Annotated in this window: 18 protein-coding genes; 11 read left to right on the top strand and 7 right to left on the bottom strand. The window is 61.6% G+C overall.

Translation table 11 applies throughout. The features are described 5' to 3' along the window. Positions 1 to 12 precede the first annotated feature (12 nt). Positions 13 to 1,131: an anhydro-N-acetylmuramic acid kinase gene (locus PH603_RS09530; protein WP_289502188.1), complete on the top strand. Its 1,119-nt coding sequence runs from the start codon at positions 13 to 15 to the stop codon at positions 1,129 to 1,131. Between the two features lie 53 nt (positions 1,132 to 1,184). On the opposite strand, the gene PH603_RS09535 is transcribed toward PH603_RS09530, so the two are convergent. Continuing rightward, complete coding sequence (locus tag PH603_RS09535; protein WP_289502189.1) at positions 1,185 to 1,832, bottom strand: alpha/beta hydrolase; 648 nt, start codon at positions 1,830 to 1,832, stop codon at positions 1,185 to 1,187. A gap of 145 nt (positions 1,833 to 1,977) precedes the next feature. Here PH603_RS09535 and PH603_RS09540 point away from each other — a divergent pair, with 145 nt between their 5' ends. From PH603_RS09540 to PH603_RS09550, 3 genes are read left to right on the top strand one after another with little or no spacing between them, the layout of a single operon-like run. Beyond that, positions 1,978 to 3,102: a cysteine desulfurase family protein gene (locus tag PH603_RS09540; protein ID WP_289505649.1), complete on the top strand. Its 1,125-nt coding sequence runs from the start codon at positions 1,978 to 1,980 to the stop codon at positions 3,100 to 3,102. Then, positions 3,099 to 4,250 (top strand): cysteine desulfurase family protein, encoded by a 1,152-nt coding sequence (locus tag PH603_RS09545; RefSeq protein ID WP_289502190.1) that lies wholly within the window; start codon positions 3,099 to 3,101, stop codon positions 4,248 to 4,250. The genes PH603_RS09540 and PH603_RS09545 overlap by 4 nt, the downstream gene beginning before the upstream one ends. Then, positions 4,247 to 4,579: a 2Fe-2S iron-sulfur cluster-binding protein gene (locus PH603_RS09550; RefSeq protein WP_289502192.1), complete on the top strand. Its 333-nt coding sequence runs from the start codon at positions 4,247 to 4,249 to the stop codon at positions 4,577 to 4,579. Before PH603_RS09545 ends, PH603_RS09550 begins: the two co-directional genes overlap by 4 nt. Positions 4,580 to 4,679: 100 nt before the next feature. On the opposite strand, the gene PH603_RS09555 is transcribed toward PH603_RS09550, so the two are convergent. From PH603_RS09555 to rpsF, 4 genes are all read right to left on the bottom strand, one after another. Then, a complete protein-coding gene (locus tag PH603_RS09555; RefSeq protein ID WP_289502195.1) occupies positions 4,680 to 6,209 on the bottom strand; it encodes a replicative DNA helicase in 1,530 nt (509 codons plus the stop codon). 269 nt (positions 6,210 to 6,478) lie between these two features. Then, entirely contained in the window at positions 6,479 to 7,063 is a 585-nt protein-coding gene (gene rplI, locus PH603_RS09560; protein ID WP_289502196.1) for a 50S ribosomal protein L9, read from the bottom strand. 20 nt (positions 7,064 to 7,083) lie between these two features. Then, positions 7,084 to 7,317, bottom strand: a complete 234-nt coding sequence (gene rpsR, locus PH603_RS09565; protein ID WP_289502198.1) for a 30S ribosomal protein S18 — start codon at positions 7,315 to 7,317, stop codon at positions 7,084 to 7,086. Continuing rightward, complete coding sequence (rpsF, locus tag PH603_RS09570) at positions 7,317 to 7,772, bottom strand: 30S ribosomal protein S6 (RefSeq protein ID WP_289502199.1); 456 nt, start codon at positions 7,770 to 7,772, stop codon at positions 7,317 to 7,319. The genes rpsR and rpsF overlap by 1 nt, the downstream gene beginning before the upstream one ends. Positions 7,773 to 8,031: 259 nt before the next feature. On the opposite strand from rpsF, the gene fabD reads away from it, so the two are divergent. From fabD to gmk, 7 genes are all read left to right on the top strand, one after another. Further along, positions 8,032 to 8,970: an ACP S-malonyltransferase gene (gene fabD, locus PH603_RS09575; protein ID WP_289502201.1), complete on the top strand. Its 939-nt coding sequence runs from the start codon at positions 8,032 to 8,034 to the stop codon at positions 8,968 to 8,970. A gap of 20 nt (positions 8,971 to 8,990) precedes the next feature. Continuing rightward, entirely contained in the window at positions 8,991 to 9,728 is a 738-nt protein-coding gene (gene fabG, locus PH603_RS09580; protein WP_289502204.1) for a 3-oxoacyl-ACP reductase FabG, read from the top strand. A gap of 215 nt (positions 9,729 to 9,943) precedes the next feature. Further along, a complete protein-coding gene (locus PH603_RS09585) occupies positions 9,944 to 10,177 on the top strand; it encodes an acyl carrier protein (protein ID WP_289502206.1) in 234 nt (77 codons plus the stop codon). Positions 10,178 to 10,299: 122 nt separating this feature from the next. Further along, on the top strand, positions 10,300 to 11,571 hold the full coding sequence (gene fabF, locus PH603_RS09590) for a beta-ketoacyl-ACP synthase II (RefSeq protein ID WP_289502208.1): 1,272 nt from the start codon (positions 10,300 to 10,302) through the stop codon (positions 11,569 to 11,571). A gap of 66 nt (positions 11,572 to 11,637) precedes the next feature. Beyond that, positions 11,638 to 12,612: an endolytic transglycosylase MltG gene (gene mltG / locus PH603_RS09595; RefSeq protein ID WP_289502210.1), complete on the top strand. Its 975-nt coding sequence runs from the start codon at positions 11,638 to 11,640 to the stop codon at positions 12,610 to 12,612. A gap of 68 nt (positions 12,613 to 12,680) precedes the next feature. Then, positions 12,681 to 13,568: a YicC/YloC family endoribonuclease gene (locus PH603_RS09600; protein ID WP_289502211.1), complete on the top strand. Its 888-nt coding sequence runs from the start codon at positions 12,681 to 12,683 to the stop codon at positions 13,566 to 13,568. Between the two features lie 28 nt (positions 13,569 to 13,596). Beyond that, on the top strand, positions 13,597 to 14,247 hold the full coding sequence (gene gmk, locus PH603_RS09605) for a guanylate kinase (RefSeq protein ID WP_289502214.1): 651 nt from the start codon (positions 13,597 to 13,599) through the stop codon (positions 14,245 to 14,247). Positions 14,248 to 14,269: 22 nt separating this feature from the next. Here the strand turns inward: gmk and rsmA are convergent, their stop codons facing one another. Both rsmA and pdxA read right to left on the bottom strand, forming a co-directional pair. Beyond that, positions 14,270 to 15,142, bottom strand: coding sequence for a 16S rRNA (adenine(1518)-N(6)/adenine(1519)-N(6))-dimethyltransferase RsmA (gene rsmA, locus PH603_RS09610; protein ID WP_289502216.1), 873 nt, complete (start codon positions 15,140 to 15,142; stop codon positions 14,270 to 14,272). Beyond that, positions 15,135 to 16,139: a 4-hydroxythreonine-4-phosphate dehydrogenase PdxA gene (gene pdxA, locus PH603_RS09615; RefSeq protein WP_289502218.1), complete on the bottom strand. Its 1,005-nt coding sequence runs from the start codon at positions 16,137 to 16,139 to the stop codon at positions 15,135 to 15,137. Before pdxA ends, rsmA begins: the two co-directional genes overlap by 8 nt. Between the last annotated feature and the right edge of the window lies 1 nt (position 16,140).

The following is a 16,140-nucleotide window of genomic DNA, read 5'->3' on the forward strand; positions in this document are numbered from 1 at the left end:
GCGGAAATCAAAATGGCCGTCGGTCTGATGAGCGGCACCTCGATGGACGGGATCGATGCGGCGCTTGTCTATACGGATGGTGTCCGCGTCGAACGCCTTGGCCCTTCGCTGATCAAGCCCTATTCAAATGCCGTGCGGTCGCGCCTGCGGGACGGGCTGAGCGTGGCTGCGACCTCGCAGACAAAGGATATCTCGGCACCCGGCCTTGCGATGCTGGAACGCGAGCTGACCGACCTTCATGCCGAGGCGGTTTTCGATCTTCTCTCCGTCAACAACCTGCACCCGACACAGATCGATGTGATCGGCTTCCACGGCCAGACGCTGACCCACCGGCCCGAGCGTGGCTGGACATGGCAGATCGGCGACGGCGGGCGGCTCGCCGGGCGCACCGGTATTCCGGTTGTGAATGATTTTCGCACGGCTGATATGGATGCGGGCGGGCAGGGCGCGCCCCTGGTGCCGCTCTATCACGCGGCGCTCCTGTCGCGCGAACGCCGCCACCAGACGGTCGCAATCCTCAATCTGGGCGGTGTGGCGAATGTGACGTGGGTATCCTTCGCAGAAAACCCCGAAGCCCCCGCCATCATGGCGTTCGACACCGGGCCGGGCAATGCCATGCTCGATGACTGGACGATGCTGCACACCGGCAAGCCATTTGACGAAGACGGCGCGCTCTCCTCGCGTGGGCTGACGCATGATGAAGTGCTCTCCGGCCTTATGGCGTCGCCTTTCTTCGATGAAATGCCGCCAAAGACGCTGGACCGTGATGATTTCAATATCCAGACGGTGCGGGGCCTGTCGGTCGAAGACGGCGCCTCCACGCTCACCGATTTCGTGGTGGAAACGATTGTCTCCTCGCAGAGCCATTTCCCGTCGCCGCCGGATGCCTGGTATATCTGCGGGGGCGGGCGCCTGAACACCACGCTGATGCGCCGCCTGCGCCGCCGCATGCCGGTAACGGTCGATCCTGTGGAAGTGCTGGGCTGGCGTGGTGGCGCGCTGGAGGCGGAGGCCTTCGCCTTCCTCGCCGTGCGGTCGCTGCGTGGCTTGCCGCTCAGCCTGCCGTCCACCACCGGCTGCAATGCGCCCACGCCGGGCGGCGTCTATCACGAGCCGCATACGATCCGCTGACAAAGAAAAACCCCGGCGAAAGCCGGGGTTTTCGTTAGTGCCTGCGCGTTGGCTCAGCGACCGCTGGTCAGCCGTTTCGTCAGGTAATTGTTCACCGAGGTCATCAGCTGGGCCAGTTCATTCTCGAAGAAATGGTTGGCGCCCTTGATCGTCTCATGATCGATGGTGATCGACTTCTGCGCTTTCAGCTTTTCGACGAGCTTCACGATCGAGATCGGCGTGACGAGGTCGTCGTCTTCCGCCTGCACGATCAGGCCTGAAGACGGGCAGGGTGCAAGGAACGAGAAGTCGTAGAGGTTCGCCGGCGGCGCAACCGAGATGAACCCCTGGATTTCCGGGCGGCGCATCAGGAGCTGCATGGCGATCCAGGCGCCAAACGAAATGCCGGCGATCCAGGTGCCGGTCGAATTCGCATTCATCGACTGCAGCCAGTCCAGCGCCGACGCGGCATCCGAAAGCTCGCCGTTGCCCTGGTCGAACTCGCCCTGGCTGCGGCCGACGCCACGGAAGTTGAAACGCAGGGTCGCGAAACCGCGATGCGCAAAGGCATGATACAGATAGTAGGTGGCCTTGTTGTCCATGGTGCCGCCATATTGCGGATGCGGATGCAGGATCAGGGCAACCGGGGCGGTGTCGGACTTGCCGGGCTGGTAGCGGCCTTCAAGGCGACCGGCCGGACCGTTGAAAATAATCTCGGGCATATTCTCGACTTCGAATAAGAGCTTGTGCGGGATGCGGCTTGTTGCCTTTCCCTATAGCGAATCTGTAGCCCCCGCTGCAAGCATGGTGGCTCGTGTCACCCAAAATTGCGTTGAACGGCCCACGGATTGCCCCTATTTGAAGCGTATGAAGAGCTTGGCCTATCTTGATTATAACGCGACAGCGCCGATCCGGCCCGAGGTTATCTCGGCAATGGCCGAATCGATGGCGCATGTTGGTAACCCGTCTTCCGTGCATCAGGCAGGCCGCGAAGCGCGCCGCCGGGTGGAAACCGCCCGCACGCAGGTGGCCGCCCTTGTGAATGCACGGGCACGGGATGTGGTCTTCACCGGGGGCGGCACCGAATCCTCAAATGCTGTGATCCGCATGACGGGCGCGAAAAGCCTGATCGTCTCGGCGGTGGAGCATGACTGCGTGCTGGCGGCGGCAAAGCTCGCCAGTGTGCCGGTGTTCAGCCTGCCGGTTGCGGCTGATGGCCGGATTGATCTTGCGGCCCTTGAAAAGCTTCTGGCGGAAGCCCCGAAGCCGGCGCTCGTGTCCGTGATGCTCGCCAACAACGAAGTCGGCACCCTGCAGCCGGTGGCGGAGGTGGCAAGCCTCGCCAAGGCGGCGGGTGCACGCGTCCATACTGATGCCGTGCAGGCGGCAGGCAAGATTGATATCGATTTCAAGGCGCTTGGCGTTGATTACCTCACTCTTTCCGCCCACAAGGTTGGCGGGCCGCAGGGTGTGGGGGCCATCGTCTGTGCGCCGACCGCACCGCTGGCGCCGCTGATCGCCGGTGGTGGGCAGGAACTGGGGCGGCGCTCGGGCACCGAGAATGTGGCTGGCATCGTCGGCTTCGGGGTTGCAGCGCTTGCGGCGATGGACGGGCTGGGTGATATGCCCCGCCTGAAGACCCTGCGCGACAGGTTTGAGGCGGCAGTGGCGACCCACGGCAATCTTGCCCGCGTGGTGGGGGCGGCAGCTGACCGGCTGCCGAACACCAGCTGCATCATCATGCCCGGCGTGCGCGGCGAAACGCAGGTGATGCATTTCGATCTCGCTGGCGTCTGCATTTCCTCAGGCTCGGCCTGTTCGTCCGGCAAGGTGAAGGTCAGCCATGTGCTGGGCGCCATGGGCGAACCGGCAGCAGACGCCGAATGCTCGATCCGCGTGTCGCTCGGTTACGGCACCACCGACGAGGATATTCACCGCGCCATTGAGGCTTGGAAAGCACTTTACGACCGCACTGTGGGGCGGGCGGCATGAAGCAGCCAGTGTATCTCGACTATCAGGCGACAACGCCGATGGACGAGCGCGTGCTGGCCGCCATGATGCCCTATCTGACCGACCGTTTCGGCAATCCGCATTCCGCCACCCACCGTTACGGCTGGGAAGGCGAAGCCGCCCTTGATGTGGCACGCGGGCAAGTCGCTGGCCTGATTGGTGCGCGCGACAAGGAAATCATCTTCACGTCGGGTGCGACCGAGGCCAACAACATGGCGCTGAAGGGCGTTATGGAAGCCTGGGGCCACAAGCGGCCGGGCCTTGTGACGGTCGCGACCGAGCACAAATGCGTCCTCGAAAGTGCGGCTTGGTGCGCCCGGCATGGCGCCGAGCTTACTGTCGTGGGGGTGGACGGCGACGGCCTCGTGCGGATGGACGAACTGGAGGCCGCCGTGAACGAACGCACGGCGATTGTCAGTGTCATGGCGGTCAATAACGAGATCGGCGTGGTCCAGCCCTTGAAGGAAATTGGGGCAATCGCCAAGCGTCACGGGGCGATCTTCCACACAGATGCGGCGCAGGCCTTCGGCAAGATCCCGCTGGATGTCGATGCGCTCGGCATCGATCTGATGAGCCTTTCCGGGCACAAGATATACGGCCCCAAGGGCGTGGGGGCGCTGTATCGCCGTGATGAGCGCCGCGTGGCGCTTCGGCCTTTCATGTCCGGTGGCGGGCAGGAGAGTGGCTATCGCTCCGGCACGCAGGCGCCGGCATTGGTCGCGGGCTTCGGCAAGGCTGCAGCGATTGCGGCCGAGGAAATGGCGCAGGAAGAAGGCCGGCTTGCAACCCTGATGGCCCGGCTGAAAGCGCGGCTTTGGGAAGCGTTGCCAGGTCTGATTCTGAACGGGCACGCAGAGAACCGCTGGGTTGGGAACCTCAATCTCAGCGTACCGGGCGTGGACGGGGCCCTGCTGCTGGCCGAGCTTTCGCCGCTCGCGCTGTCCTCCGGGGCGGCTTGCGCCTCGGCGGTCAGCGGGCCTTCCTATGTGCTTGCAGCTATCGGGCGGACAGGGGCGGAAGCCAAGGCTGCGCTCCGGATCGGCATCGGCCGCTTCACGACCGACGAGGAAGTGGATTTTGCCGCCGATACGCTCGTCAACACCATCACTAAGCTGAAAGGCCGCCCATGATCCGCCTTACCTTCATCCGCCCGGACAACAGCATACTCGAAGCCGAGGGCGAGGCGGGCGATACGCTGTTGAAGGTGGCGCAAGGGGCAGGGCTTGATGTTGAAGGCGCTTGCGAAGGCAACATGGCCTGTTCGACCTGCCACATGATCATCGACAAGGCCTGGTACGGGAAACTGCCTGAGGCGTCCCACGAGGAAGAAGAGATGCTCGACCTCGCGCCCGGGCTTAGCTCCACCTCGCGGCTCGGCTGTCAGGTGGAGCTGGTGGATGATCTGGACGGCATCACCGTGCGCCTGCCCAAATCCACGCGGAACATGATGGGCTTCTGAAACTTACCCGTCATGCCGGGCTTGACCCGGCATCCGGCGACGCATGCAGCCGGCATGGACCCCGGATCAGGTCCGGGGTGACGGAATTCAGTCAGGCGGCTTACTCGAAGCGCTCCGGCAGATGGTCTTCGTCCACAAGGTCGCTGAAGCGGGTAACTTCCTTGTCGAAGCGAAGGTGAACGGTGCCCACGGGGCCGTGACGCTGCTTGCCGATGATACATTCGGCGCGGCCATACAGCTGCTCCATCTCGGCGCGCCATTGCAGCATCTTTTCCTGATCGGATTCGGACGGTTTGTCCTTCTCCTTGTAGTATTCCTCACGGAACACGAACATCACCATATCGGCGTCCTGCTCGATCGAGCCGGATTCCCTAAGGTCCGAAAGCATCGGGCGCTTGTTCTCGCGGCTTTCCACAGTACGAGAGAGCTGCGACAGGGCGATGACCGGTACATGAAGTTCCTTGGCCAGCGCCTTCAGGCCGCGGGTGATTTCCGATACTTCCTGCACCCGGCTTTCGCCGCCGCCCTTGGCAGTACCGCGCAGGAGCTGCAGGTAATCGACGATCACAAGGCCTAGGTTATGCTGGCGCTTCAGGCGGCGTGCGCGCGTGCGCAGGCCCGCGATGGAAAGCGCAGGCGTGTCGTCGATGAACAGGGGCACGTCTTCAAGCTCGATCGCCGCGCGGGCGATAGCCTCGAACTGTTCTTTCGTCAGCTTGCCTTGCCGCATGGCGTGCGACTGGATCGTGTCATGACCCTGATAGTGCAGGTTGGCGCGGTCGGAAAGCACCCGGGCGGCCAGCTGGTCAGCCGACATCTCGAGGCTGAAGAAGCCGACAACGGCGCCCTTCGAACGGCTCATGTCCGCGCCTGCCACCTTGTCGTCCGCATAACGCTTGGCTGCGTTGAAGGCGATGTTGGTGGCAAGGGCGGTTTTACCCATGGCGGGGCGGCCAGCGAGGATCACAAGGTCCGAGTTGTGAAGGCCGCCGATCTGGTCGTTCAGCTTCGTCAGGCCCGTGGTCACCCCGGAAAGGCTGTCGGGGTCCTGATAGGCGCTTTTGATATTCTCTACCGCCTTCTGCAGTGCGCGATAGAAAGGTTGCGACCCGGATTCGGCTTGCCCGAGCTCGGCAAGGTCAAAGAGGCGCTTTTCGGCTTCGGCGATCTGCTCCGTGGCTTCGGCATCGACCTCGGCGTCATAGGCATCGATCACCATCTGCTCGCCGATCTGAATGAGCGCCCGCCGGGTGGCAAGGTCATAGATCGTGCGGCCGTAATCTTCGGCGTTGATGATGGTGGCTGCAGACGCCGCGAGGCGCACCAGATACTGCGCGCCGCCAACGTCGGCCAGGGCCTCGTCATGCTCGAAATAGGGCTTCAGCTTCACGGGGTCGGCGATCTGGTTCTTGTCCATCAGCTTCAGGATGGACAGATAGATGCGCCCGTGGACGGGCTCGTAGAAATGGTCTGGGAGCAGGAAGTCCTGCACCTTCTGCACGGCCTCGTTATTCACAAGAATGGCCCCCAACAGGGCTTGCTCGGCTTCCAGATTGTGTGGTGGCTGCCGGTAGCTCAGACCCGTCTCATTCTCGTTTTCGGCTGCGCGTGTGGTACGAAGAACTTCCATGCTCCCAGTAAGGGCCCCCCTAAGCCAGTCTGTGCGGTCTCTCAGGGAGGGGAAGCAGGCAAGGCTTCCGAAGGCTCATTCCCAGTGCCGCTCGTTCGTGTGGCGGGCACCATAGCGGGCAGGGCAAGGTAGCGGTATCGCTATTTTCCGGTTGCCCCCGTTATTCAATCCACAGGTGGGTAACTATGGGGATAACTTTTTAAGGACGGGCAAAAGAAAAGGCGGCCCGAAGACCGCCTTCCTTGAATTTCGGTTGAAACCGGTCAGCCTCAGGCTTCGGCCTCTTCGCCTTCTTCGGCAGCTTCTTCAGCGGCTTCTTCTTCGAAGGCCTCTTCGTAAGCTTCTTCGTCGTCGAAGTCGTCGTTCGCGACAACAGCCGAGCCGGTCGAGAACTGAACGTCAGCTTCGTCAGCCGAGCGAGCGATGTTGACAACCACTTTCACGCTGACTTCAGCGTGCAGGCGGATTGCAACTTCATGCAGGCCGATCGTTTTGATCGCGCGGTCGAGAACAACCTGGCTACGGTTGATCTTGCCACCGGCGTCAGCAACGGCTTCTGCAATGTCGCGGCTCGAAACCGAACCGTAAAGCTGGCCGGATTCGCCAGCTGCACGGATCATGATGACCTTGAGGTCAGCCATGCCGGTAGCAGCAGCTTCGGCATCCTTGCGGCGAGCAAGGTTGTCAGCTTCCAGCTGGGCTTTCTGGGCTTCGTAGAACTTCTTGTTGGCAGCAGTGGCGCGGAGCGCTTTTTTCTGCGGCAGCAGGAAGTTACGGGCGAAGCCGTCCTTCACGGTGACGATCTGGCCCATCTGGCCGAGCTTTTCAACGCGCTCGAGGAGAATCACTTGCATCGTATCTGCTCCTCTGGTGCTTACTGAACCACGAAGGGCAGCAGCGCGATTTGACGGGCGCGCTTGATGGCCTTGGCGAGTTCACGCTGTTTCTTGGCCGAAACCGCGGTGATGCGGCTCGGAACGATCTTGCCACGCTCAGAGACGTACTTCTGGAGAAGTTTTACGTCTTTGTAGTCGATGGACTGTGCATTCTCGCCGGAGAACGGGCAGCTCTTGCGGCGACGGAAAAACGGACGACGTGCAGCGGCCATCAGAATTGCTCCCTTTTCTCACCACGGCCTTCACGGCCGCCACGGTCTTCACGGGGACCACGATCTTCGCGCGGACCACGGGGGCCGTCGAAGTCACGGCCGCCTTCACGCGGGCCACGACGTTCTTTGTCGGCTTTGGTGCGCAGAACGATCGACTGGCCTTCTTCGAGGGCGTCGACGCGGATGGTCATGTAACGGATGACGTCTTCATGCAGGCGCGCCTGACGCTCCAGCTCGGCAATCGCCTTGTGGGGTGCGTCGAGGTTAAGGAGCACATAGTGGCCCTTACGGTTTTTCTTGATGCGGTACTGCAGATTCTTGAGGCCCCAATATTCGTTCTTGGTGACCTTGCCGCCGTTGTCCTCGACAATTTTCGAGAAATCGGCGGTCATGCTTTCCACTTGGGCGGCGCTAACATCTTGCCGCGCAATGAAAACATGCTCGTAAAAAGCCATGTCTCACTCCTTTTGCTGATCGCTTGCCAGCCACAATGACTGACACCTCCAGCTTTCTTGCGATGTGCCCCGAACTTGCGAAGTAGAGGAATCGGGACGCGCCTCTATACTCTCGGGGGCTGGGGGAATCAACCCCGGATCGGCGGAATCCCGAGATTTCTGCCAAAAGGCTTGCAAGGCTCTGCTGGCCTGTGGCACTCCGGCCCCATACATACGCCAAACGGCCAGCGTTCCGTAGCGGCATTTCGAGGGGATGAATATGACACGCGCACTCGTCTTTCCGGGGCAGGGCAGCCAGTTCATCGGCATGGGCAAAGCGCTCGCCGAAGCTGAAACCGCCGCCCGTCTCGTTTTCGAAGAAGTTGATGACGCGCTCGGCCAGAAACTGTCGGCCCTGATGTGGGAAGGCAGCGAGGACGACCTGAAGCTCACCGAAAACACCCAGCCGGCCCTGATGGCGGTTTCAATGGCGGTTATCCGCGTCCTTGAAGCCGGCGGCAAGAAGGTTGATGCGATCGCAAGCCATGTGGCAGGCCACAGCCTTGGCGAATATTCGGCGCTGGCGGCGGCTGGTGCCTTCACGCTGGCAGATACCGCTCGGCTTCTGAAGCTGCGCGGGCAGGCCATGCAGCGCGCAGTACCCGTGGGCGAGGGCGCGATGGCGGCGATTCTTGGTCTTGACCTTGATGCGGTAAAAGCCGTGTGCGCGGAGGCCGCTGAAGGCCAGGTTGTGGTTGCGGCCAATGATAACGCCGATGGCCAGATCGTGATTTCCGGCCACAAGGCAGCGGTTGAGCGCGGCATCGAGATCGCCAAGGCAAAAGGCGCCAAACGCGGCCTTCTGCTGCCCGTCTCTGCCCCCTTCCATTGCCCGCTGATGAAACCTGCAGCCGACGAAATGGCCGCAGCGCTTGCGGACATTACCATCGAGCGCCCCTCGGTGCCGGTTATTGCCAACGTGCTCGCCGCCCCCATTAGCGAACCTTCCGGTATTCGCACCCTGCTTGTCGATCAGGTGACGGGTGCGGTGCGCTGGCGCGAATCCATGGCGTCGCTCCGCTCGTTGGGTGTGACCGAGGTTGTGGAAGCCGGCGCCGGCAAGGTGCTCTCAGGTCTCGTCAAGCGGATCGATAAGGATCTCGCCACGGTCAACCTGCAGGAACCTGCCGACATTGAAGCCTTCGCGGCGACGCTTTGATCCTTAGGAAAGGGACAGAAATGTTTGATCTGACGGGCAAGAAGGCCCTTGTAACGGGTGCGACCGGCGGTATCGGCGAAGCGATTGCTGCCGCCCTCCATGCTGCTGGTGCTGAAGTGGCCATTTCGGGCACCCGCGCTGAAAAGCTGGAAGAGCTGAAAGCCAAGCTCGGTGACCGCGTTCATGTGATTCCCGCCAACCTTTCGGATCGGGCGAGCGTTGACGCGCTGGCGACTTCCGCGCAGGAAGCCATGGGCGGCGTCGATATCCTTGTGAACAATGCCGGCATCACCCGTGACGGCCTTGCCATGCGCATGAAGGACGACGACTGGGACAGCGTGATGCAGGTGAACCTCGAATCCGCGTTCCGCCTGTCGAAAGCCATGCTGCGCCCGATGATGAAAGCGCGCTTCGGCCGTATCGTCAATATCACCTCGGTGGTGGGCGTTACCGGCAACCCCGGCCAGTGCAATTACGCCGCCTCGAAAGCGGGCCTTATCGGTATGTCCAAATCGCTGGCTCAGGAAGTGGCAAGCCGCGGCATCACGGTCAATTGCGTGGCCCCCGGGTTCATCGTCACCCCGATGACCGACGCGCTGAATGATGACCAGAAAAAAGCCATTACCGACGGCATCCCGGCGGGCACCCTTGGCACGCCCGAGGATATCGCCGCAGCTGTCCTCTATCTCGCAAGCCCGGAATCAGGCTATGTGACCGGCCAGACGCTGCATGTGAACGGCGGCATGGCCATGATCTAAAGGGGTCTGGCCAAGGCCTGATCCCAGTGCCGTGATTTCGCCAACTCGCGCTTCTCAAACCCGGGAAACTGTGTTACGAGCAGCCCGGTACGGCGTCAAACGGCAGGAAACCGCCGCTGTCTTGAAGTTTAAGGACAGGGTGCCATATAGGGAAAGCATGGACTATCATGGTCCGGACCGACCCAAATCGGTGTTAGAAACTGAGGAAATGAAACATGAGCGAAATCGCCGACAAGGTGAAAAAGATCGTCGTTGAGCACCTGGGTGTGGACGAAGACAAAGTAACCGATACCGCCAGCTTCATCGATGATCTTGGCGCTGACAGCCTCGACACCGTCGAACTGGTCATGGCGTTTGAAGAAGAGTTCGGCATCGAGATTCCGGACGACGCTGCCGAGAAAATCCAGACCGTCAAGGACGCGATCGATTTCATCAGCGCCAACGCTTGACGCTGATCAGGTTTGAAAGAGGCAACAGCCGGGCCGAACGGGTTAGGCTGTTGCCTTTTTTGTTTCTGCGCTATGGTGGGCCCCACCAGATTTAAGGCGCATCAGGATTTGAGGGAATTCAGATGAGACGTGTCGTTGTAACCGGTATGGGCATGGTGTCGCCGCTGGCGACCGGTGTTGAAAAAACGTGGGATAGCCTCGTTGCAGGCAAATCGGCAGCCACCCGGATCACCAAGTTTGAAGTGACCGATCTTCCTTGCCAGATCGGCTGTGAAGTTGTGCACGGCGACGGTTCGGGCCGCACCTTCAATCCGGACGACTGGATGGCGCCGAAAGACCAGCGCCGCGTCGATCCTTTCATTCTTTACGGCATGGCAGCTGCGACCCAGGCGGTCGAGGATGCCGGCTGGGCTGACGTGAGCGAAGAGGAAAAAATCCGCACCGGCGTGATGATTGGTGCCGGCATTGGCGGCCTGCAATGGATCGCCGAAACCTCGCTCGTTCTCAATGAACGTGGCCACCGCAAGGTGAGCCCGCACTTTATCGCCGGTTCGATCATCAACCTCGTTTCCGGCAACCTGTCGATCAAGTACGGCTTCAAGGGCCCGAACCACTCGGTGGTGACCGCCTGCGCGACCGGCACGCACGCCATTGGCGATGCGGCCCGCCTGATTGCGCTTGATGATGCCGACGTAATGATTGCGGGCGGTGCCGAGGCTTCGGTCTGCGCTATTGCTTATGCCGGCTTCAGCCAGGCTCGCGCGCTGGCCACCGCGTTCAACGACACGCCTGAAAAGGCATCGCGCCCCTGGGATCAGGACCGCGACGGTTTCGTGATGGGTGAAGGTGCCGGTGTGGTAGTCCTTGAGGAGCTCGAGCACGCCAAGAAACGCGGCGCCAAGATTTACGGCGAAGTGATCGGCTATGGCATGTCGGGCGACGGTTATCACGTCACCGCACCGGCCCCCGATGGCTCGGGCGGCTACCGTGCGATGGAAGCCGCGATCAAGCGCGCCGGCATCGCAGCGGGCGACATCGACTATATCAACGCCCATGGCACCTCGACGCCGCTTGGTGACGAGATCGAGTTTGGCGCTGTGAAGCGCCTTCTGGGTGACGCGGCTGGCAAGGTTGCCATGTCCTCCACCAAGTCGGCCATCGGCCACCTTCTGGGGGCAGCAGGCGCTGTGGAAGCCATCTTCTCGCTGCAGGCAATCAACAAGGGTGTCGTTCCGCCGACCCTGAACCTCGATAACCCGGCCGAATCGTGCACGGGCATCAATCTGGTGCCGCACACGGCGCAGGAGAAGAAGGTGAAGATTGCCCTGTCGAACTCGTTCGGCTTTGGCGGCACCAACGCCTCGATCATCGTGCGCGCCTACGAAGGCGACTGATCCAATCAGAACACGCCGCGGGGAAAATGCCCCCCCGCGGCGTGTCTTCCTTTCGGGAAAGTACGGATGTTTCTGAAGCTTCTGCGGCTTGCAGGCTTTCTGGTCCTATTTCTCGTCATCATCGGTGGCGTGCTTGGTGCCGCGCTTTCGCGCGTGATGATGCTGCCATCAGCCAATAGCCAAAACGAATATGTCTATCTGGCCCCCGGCCAAGGTGTGCTGCGCGCCGCTTATCTCAGCGCGGATGCCGCCCGCAGCTGGCAGGTGCGGAACATCGTGCTGGTCGCTGGCGTGATGGGCATCGAACGCCAGCTGAAAGCCGGCGAATATGAGCTGAAGCCCGGCACGCGGCTCGTGGACCATCTGATGGCCATGCGCGACGGCGACACATTCAAGCGTCGCGTGGCGGTGCCTGAAGGCCTTTCAAGCGCGCAGGTCATCTCGCTCATCAAAGATGCCTTCGGGCTGGAACTTGAAGGGCTGACGGAACCCGCCGAGGGCAGCCTTCAGCCGGATACATGGTTTTACGAGCGCGGCGACAAGGCCACCGCCCTGGTCGCGCGCATGCAAGCAGCACAAGCGGTCTTCCTGAAAGAGGCGTGGGAGACCCGCGCGCCGGGATTGCCGCTGAGGAGCCCGGAAGAAGCCTTGGTCCTTGCTTCGATTGTCGAGAAGGAGACCGGTGTGGCGAGCGAGCGACCTTTGGTGGCTGCTGTTTTCGTCAACCGCCTGAAGAAGGGTATGCGCCTGCAATCGGACCCGACCGTCGTTTACGGCGTGAATGGCGGCCAGCCGCTTGGCCGTGCGATCCGCAAAAGCGACCTCGCCGCCGAAAATCCCTATAATACCTATGTGATCAATGGCTTGCCGCCCACGCCCATCGCCAATCCGGGGCGCGATACGATCAGGGCAGTGCTTGATCCGGCGCCTGTCGACTATCTGTATTTTGTGGCAGATGGCACGGGCGGGCATGCCTTTGCCCGCACCCATGACCAGCATTTGAAGAATGTGGCTGCGTGGCGCCGTGTGAGCCAGCGCTGAACCGTTTTCGCTTTTCTGTATTGTCCAAGCCGGTATAGTGCCCCGCTATCCCATGATGGAGTGACCCCATGAACCTGATGAGCATGACAGGATTTGCCCGCGCCAGCGGCGAAGGCCTTGGCTACCGCTGGGTCGTGGAGGCAAAAAGCGTCAATGCCAAGGGGCTGGAGGTTCGGGTCAAGCTGCCGGGAACGCTCGATTCCATCGATATCGAACTGAAGCGCCGCGCCGGCCTGATGCTGAAGCGCGGCACGCTTTTTGTGAATATCAACCTTGATCGCGGGGAGGCCTCTGAAGGCTTCTCGATCAATGAGGAGCGCCTGGCGGCGCTTGTTGCCCTTGCGGGCCGCTATGACGGCACCAAGGGGGTGGCGCCGGCACGGCTCGACGGCCTTCTGATGGTGCGCGGTGTGATCGACTTTGCGGACGAGGCACCGGACGGCGATACGCTTGATGCGCTCGGGAATGCGGTCCTTGCAAGCGTGGATGAGGCGCTGAAGGCGCTTGTTGAGGCACGCAGCGATGAAGGCGGCCGGCTCGCCATGGTGCTGGCGACCCAGCTGGATGATATCACACGCCTGACGGGTGAGGCTGAAACGCTGGCGAACGACCGGACGGAGCAGATGATTACCCGCTTCAAGGGGCAGGTAGAAAAGATGCTTGGCGGCGAGAAGCCTGTGGCGGACGAACGGCTGGCGCAGGAGATTGTCCTGTTGGCCGTAAAAGCCGATATCCGCGAAGAGCTCGACAGACTGGGGAGCCATATCGAGGAAGCCCGCCGTCTGATGGCTGATGAAGGCCCGGTTGGCCGCAGGCTCGATTTCCTGTGCCAAGAATTCAACCGCGAGGCCAACACGCTTTGCTCCAAATCCGGCGACACGGCACTGACCCGTGTGGGCGTTGAACTGAAGACGGTGATCGATCAGTTCCGCGAGCAAATCCAGAATATCGAATAATTAATGTACTTGATGAGATAAAATAAATATGTCGCTGAAAAACCTTGAAAAACGTCGTGGTGTAATGCTCGTTCTTTCGTCGCCCTCAGGTGCCGGGAAAACAACCCTGACGCGGCGTCTTTTGGAGAATGATCCGCAGATTGTCAGCTCGGTTTCAGCCACCACCCGGGAAGCCCGCCCGGGCGAAGTGCACGGCAAGGACTATTTCTTCATCAGCCATGACCGCTTCAAGGATATGGTCGACAATAGCGAGTTTCTTGAGCATGCCAACGTGTTCGACAATCGCTATGGCACGCCGCGCGGCCCGGTGATGGAAGCGCTGAAAAGCGGCAAGGACATCATTTTCGATATCGACTGGCAGGGCACCCAGCAGCTGGCAGAAAGTGCTGCGGACGATCTCGTTCGTGTCTTCATCCTGCCGCCGTCGATTGGCGACCTTGAAAAGCGCCTGCGCAGCCGTGCACAGGATAGCGACGCCGTGGTCGAGAAGCGCATGGCGCGCTCGGCGGACGAAATCAGCCACTGGTCGGAATATGACTATGTGCTGGTGAATGACAATGTCGACGCCACGTTCCAGAAGCTTGTGCATATTCTGGAAGCCGAGCGCCTGAAGCGCCGCCGCCGGATTGGCTTGTCGGACTTTGCCCGCGAGCTGATGGAAGAGGGCCGCAAGCGCTGACTCTTTATGCGTGACGCGCCGCTCAGGCGCCGCGCAGGCTATTTGCTTTCATCTCTGCATAGATTTTCGTAAGCCGCACGAAATCGGCCACGCTCAGCGTTTCGGCGCGTGCGGTGGGGTCGATCCCTGCGGCTTCCAGCAGCGGCTCGGGCGGCACCGGCAGACCTTTGAGGCTGGCGCGCAGCATCTTGCGGCGCTGGTTGAAGGCGCGCTCCACCACCAGTTCGAGATCCGCAAGCCTGACCGTGGGATCAAGCGGCGCTCCCGGCACATAATGGATGATGGCGCTTGTCACCTTTGGGGGCGGCGTGAAAGCGGCGGCCGGCACGTTGAAGGCGATCTTTGCCTTGCCGCGCCACTGCGCCAGTACCGACAGGCGACCGTAAGCCTTGCTGCCGGGGGCTGCCACGATCCGTTCGGCAACCTCACGCTGGAACATCAGGGTCAGTGATTTGTAGAAGGGCGGCCATGTTTCCTGCGTCAACCAGCGGATCAGCAGCATGGTGCCGACATTATAGGGCAGGTTTGACGCGATATGGATATCTTCGCCGGGCGCGGCGGCAAGGGCCGCGGGCTCGTCGATTGTCATCGCGTCGCCTTCGATCACACTCAGGCGGCCATCAAAGGCATTGCTGATGTCGGCAAGGGCGGGCAGGCAGCGACGGTCCATTTCCACCGCGACAACCCGCTTGGCGCCTTCGGTGAGAAGGGCGCGGGTCAGGCCGCCGGGGCCGGGGCCAACCTCATAGACGACGGCATTGGAAAGATCGCCGGCCACCCGGGCGATGCGCCCGGTGAGGTTGAGGTCCAGCAGGAAGTTCTGCCCGAACGACTTTTTGGCCCGCAGTTCATACTTGTTGATGACCTCGCGCAAGGGCGGCAGGGCGTCAGCCATTTGCGGCCTCCCGTGTTGCCATCGCGGCGGCTTCGCGGATGGCGGCAAGCATGCTGTCGGTGCGGGCCTTGCCGGTGCCGGCGAGGCTCAGCGCTGTTCCATGGTCGGGCGAGGTGCGGATGATCGGCAGCCCGAGCGTGATATTGACCCCGCCGTAGAAATCGAGCGTCTTGAGCGGCACAAGGGCCTGATCGTGATACATGCAGAGCGCCGCGTCATACCCTGCACGGGCGTCGGCATGGAACATCGTATCTGCGGCATGCGGACCGGTGACGGCAATGCCTGCATCCTCAAGCGCCCAGATGGCCGGCTGGATATGGGTGCCTTCCTCGATCCCCAGCGCGCCGCCTTCACCGGCGTGCGGGTTGAGGGCTGCAATGGCGATGCGCGGTGCCTCGATGCCGAAGCGGACCTTCAGGTCGTGGGCGGCGGTGAGGCCGGCATGCACGATGGCGGCACTTGTCAGTTTCGCAGGCACATCCTTCAAGGCCATATGGATCGTCACCGGGATAACCCGAAGCCCTTCGGTTGCGAGCATCATCACGGCGTCCGATGCCGGTAATCCAAGCCGTTCGGCCAGATATTCCGTATGGCCGGGGGCTGTGAAGCCGGCGGCATAGAGCGCCGATTTCTGGATCGGGCAGGTGACAATGCCTGCGACCTTGCCTTGCGAGGCAAGCTCAACGGCTGCGTCTATGGCGGCAATAACCGTGGGGGCGCTTGCCGGGCCAATCACTCCGGGCGTGACTTGCTTCAGGGCAGGGCCTGCCTTCAATACCGGAATGGCCTTGGCGAAAACGGCTGTGGCTTCTGCCGGGTCATCAATTTCTGTAACAGGCAGCTCGGCATCATAGGCCAGAAGCGCGGACTTGCAGCCGATGAAGGCGAAGGCAGGCAGGGCGAGCGCCTTGCGGTCCTTCCACAGGCGCACGACAAGCTCCGGCCCCACCCCCGCAGGCTCCCCCATGGTGATGGCAAGCGGCAGGGGGTCTTTCAAG

Origin of the sequence: Gimibacter soli (genome assembly GCF_028463845.1) — a bacterium.
In the GTDB taxonomy this organism is placed as follows: Bacteria; Pseudomonadota; Alphaproteobacteria; order Sphingomonadales; family Kordiimonadaceae; genus Gimibacter; species Gimibacter soli.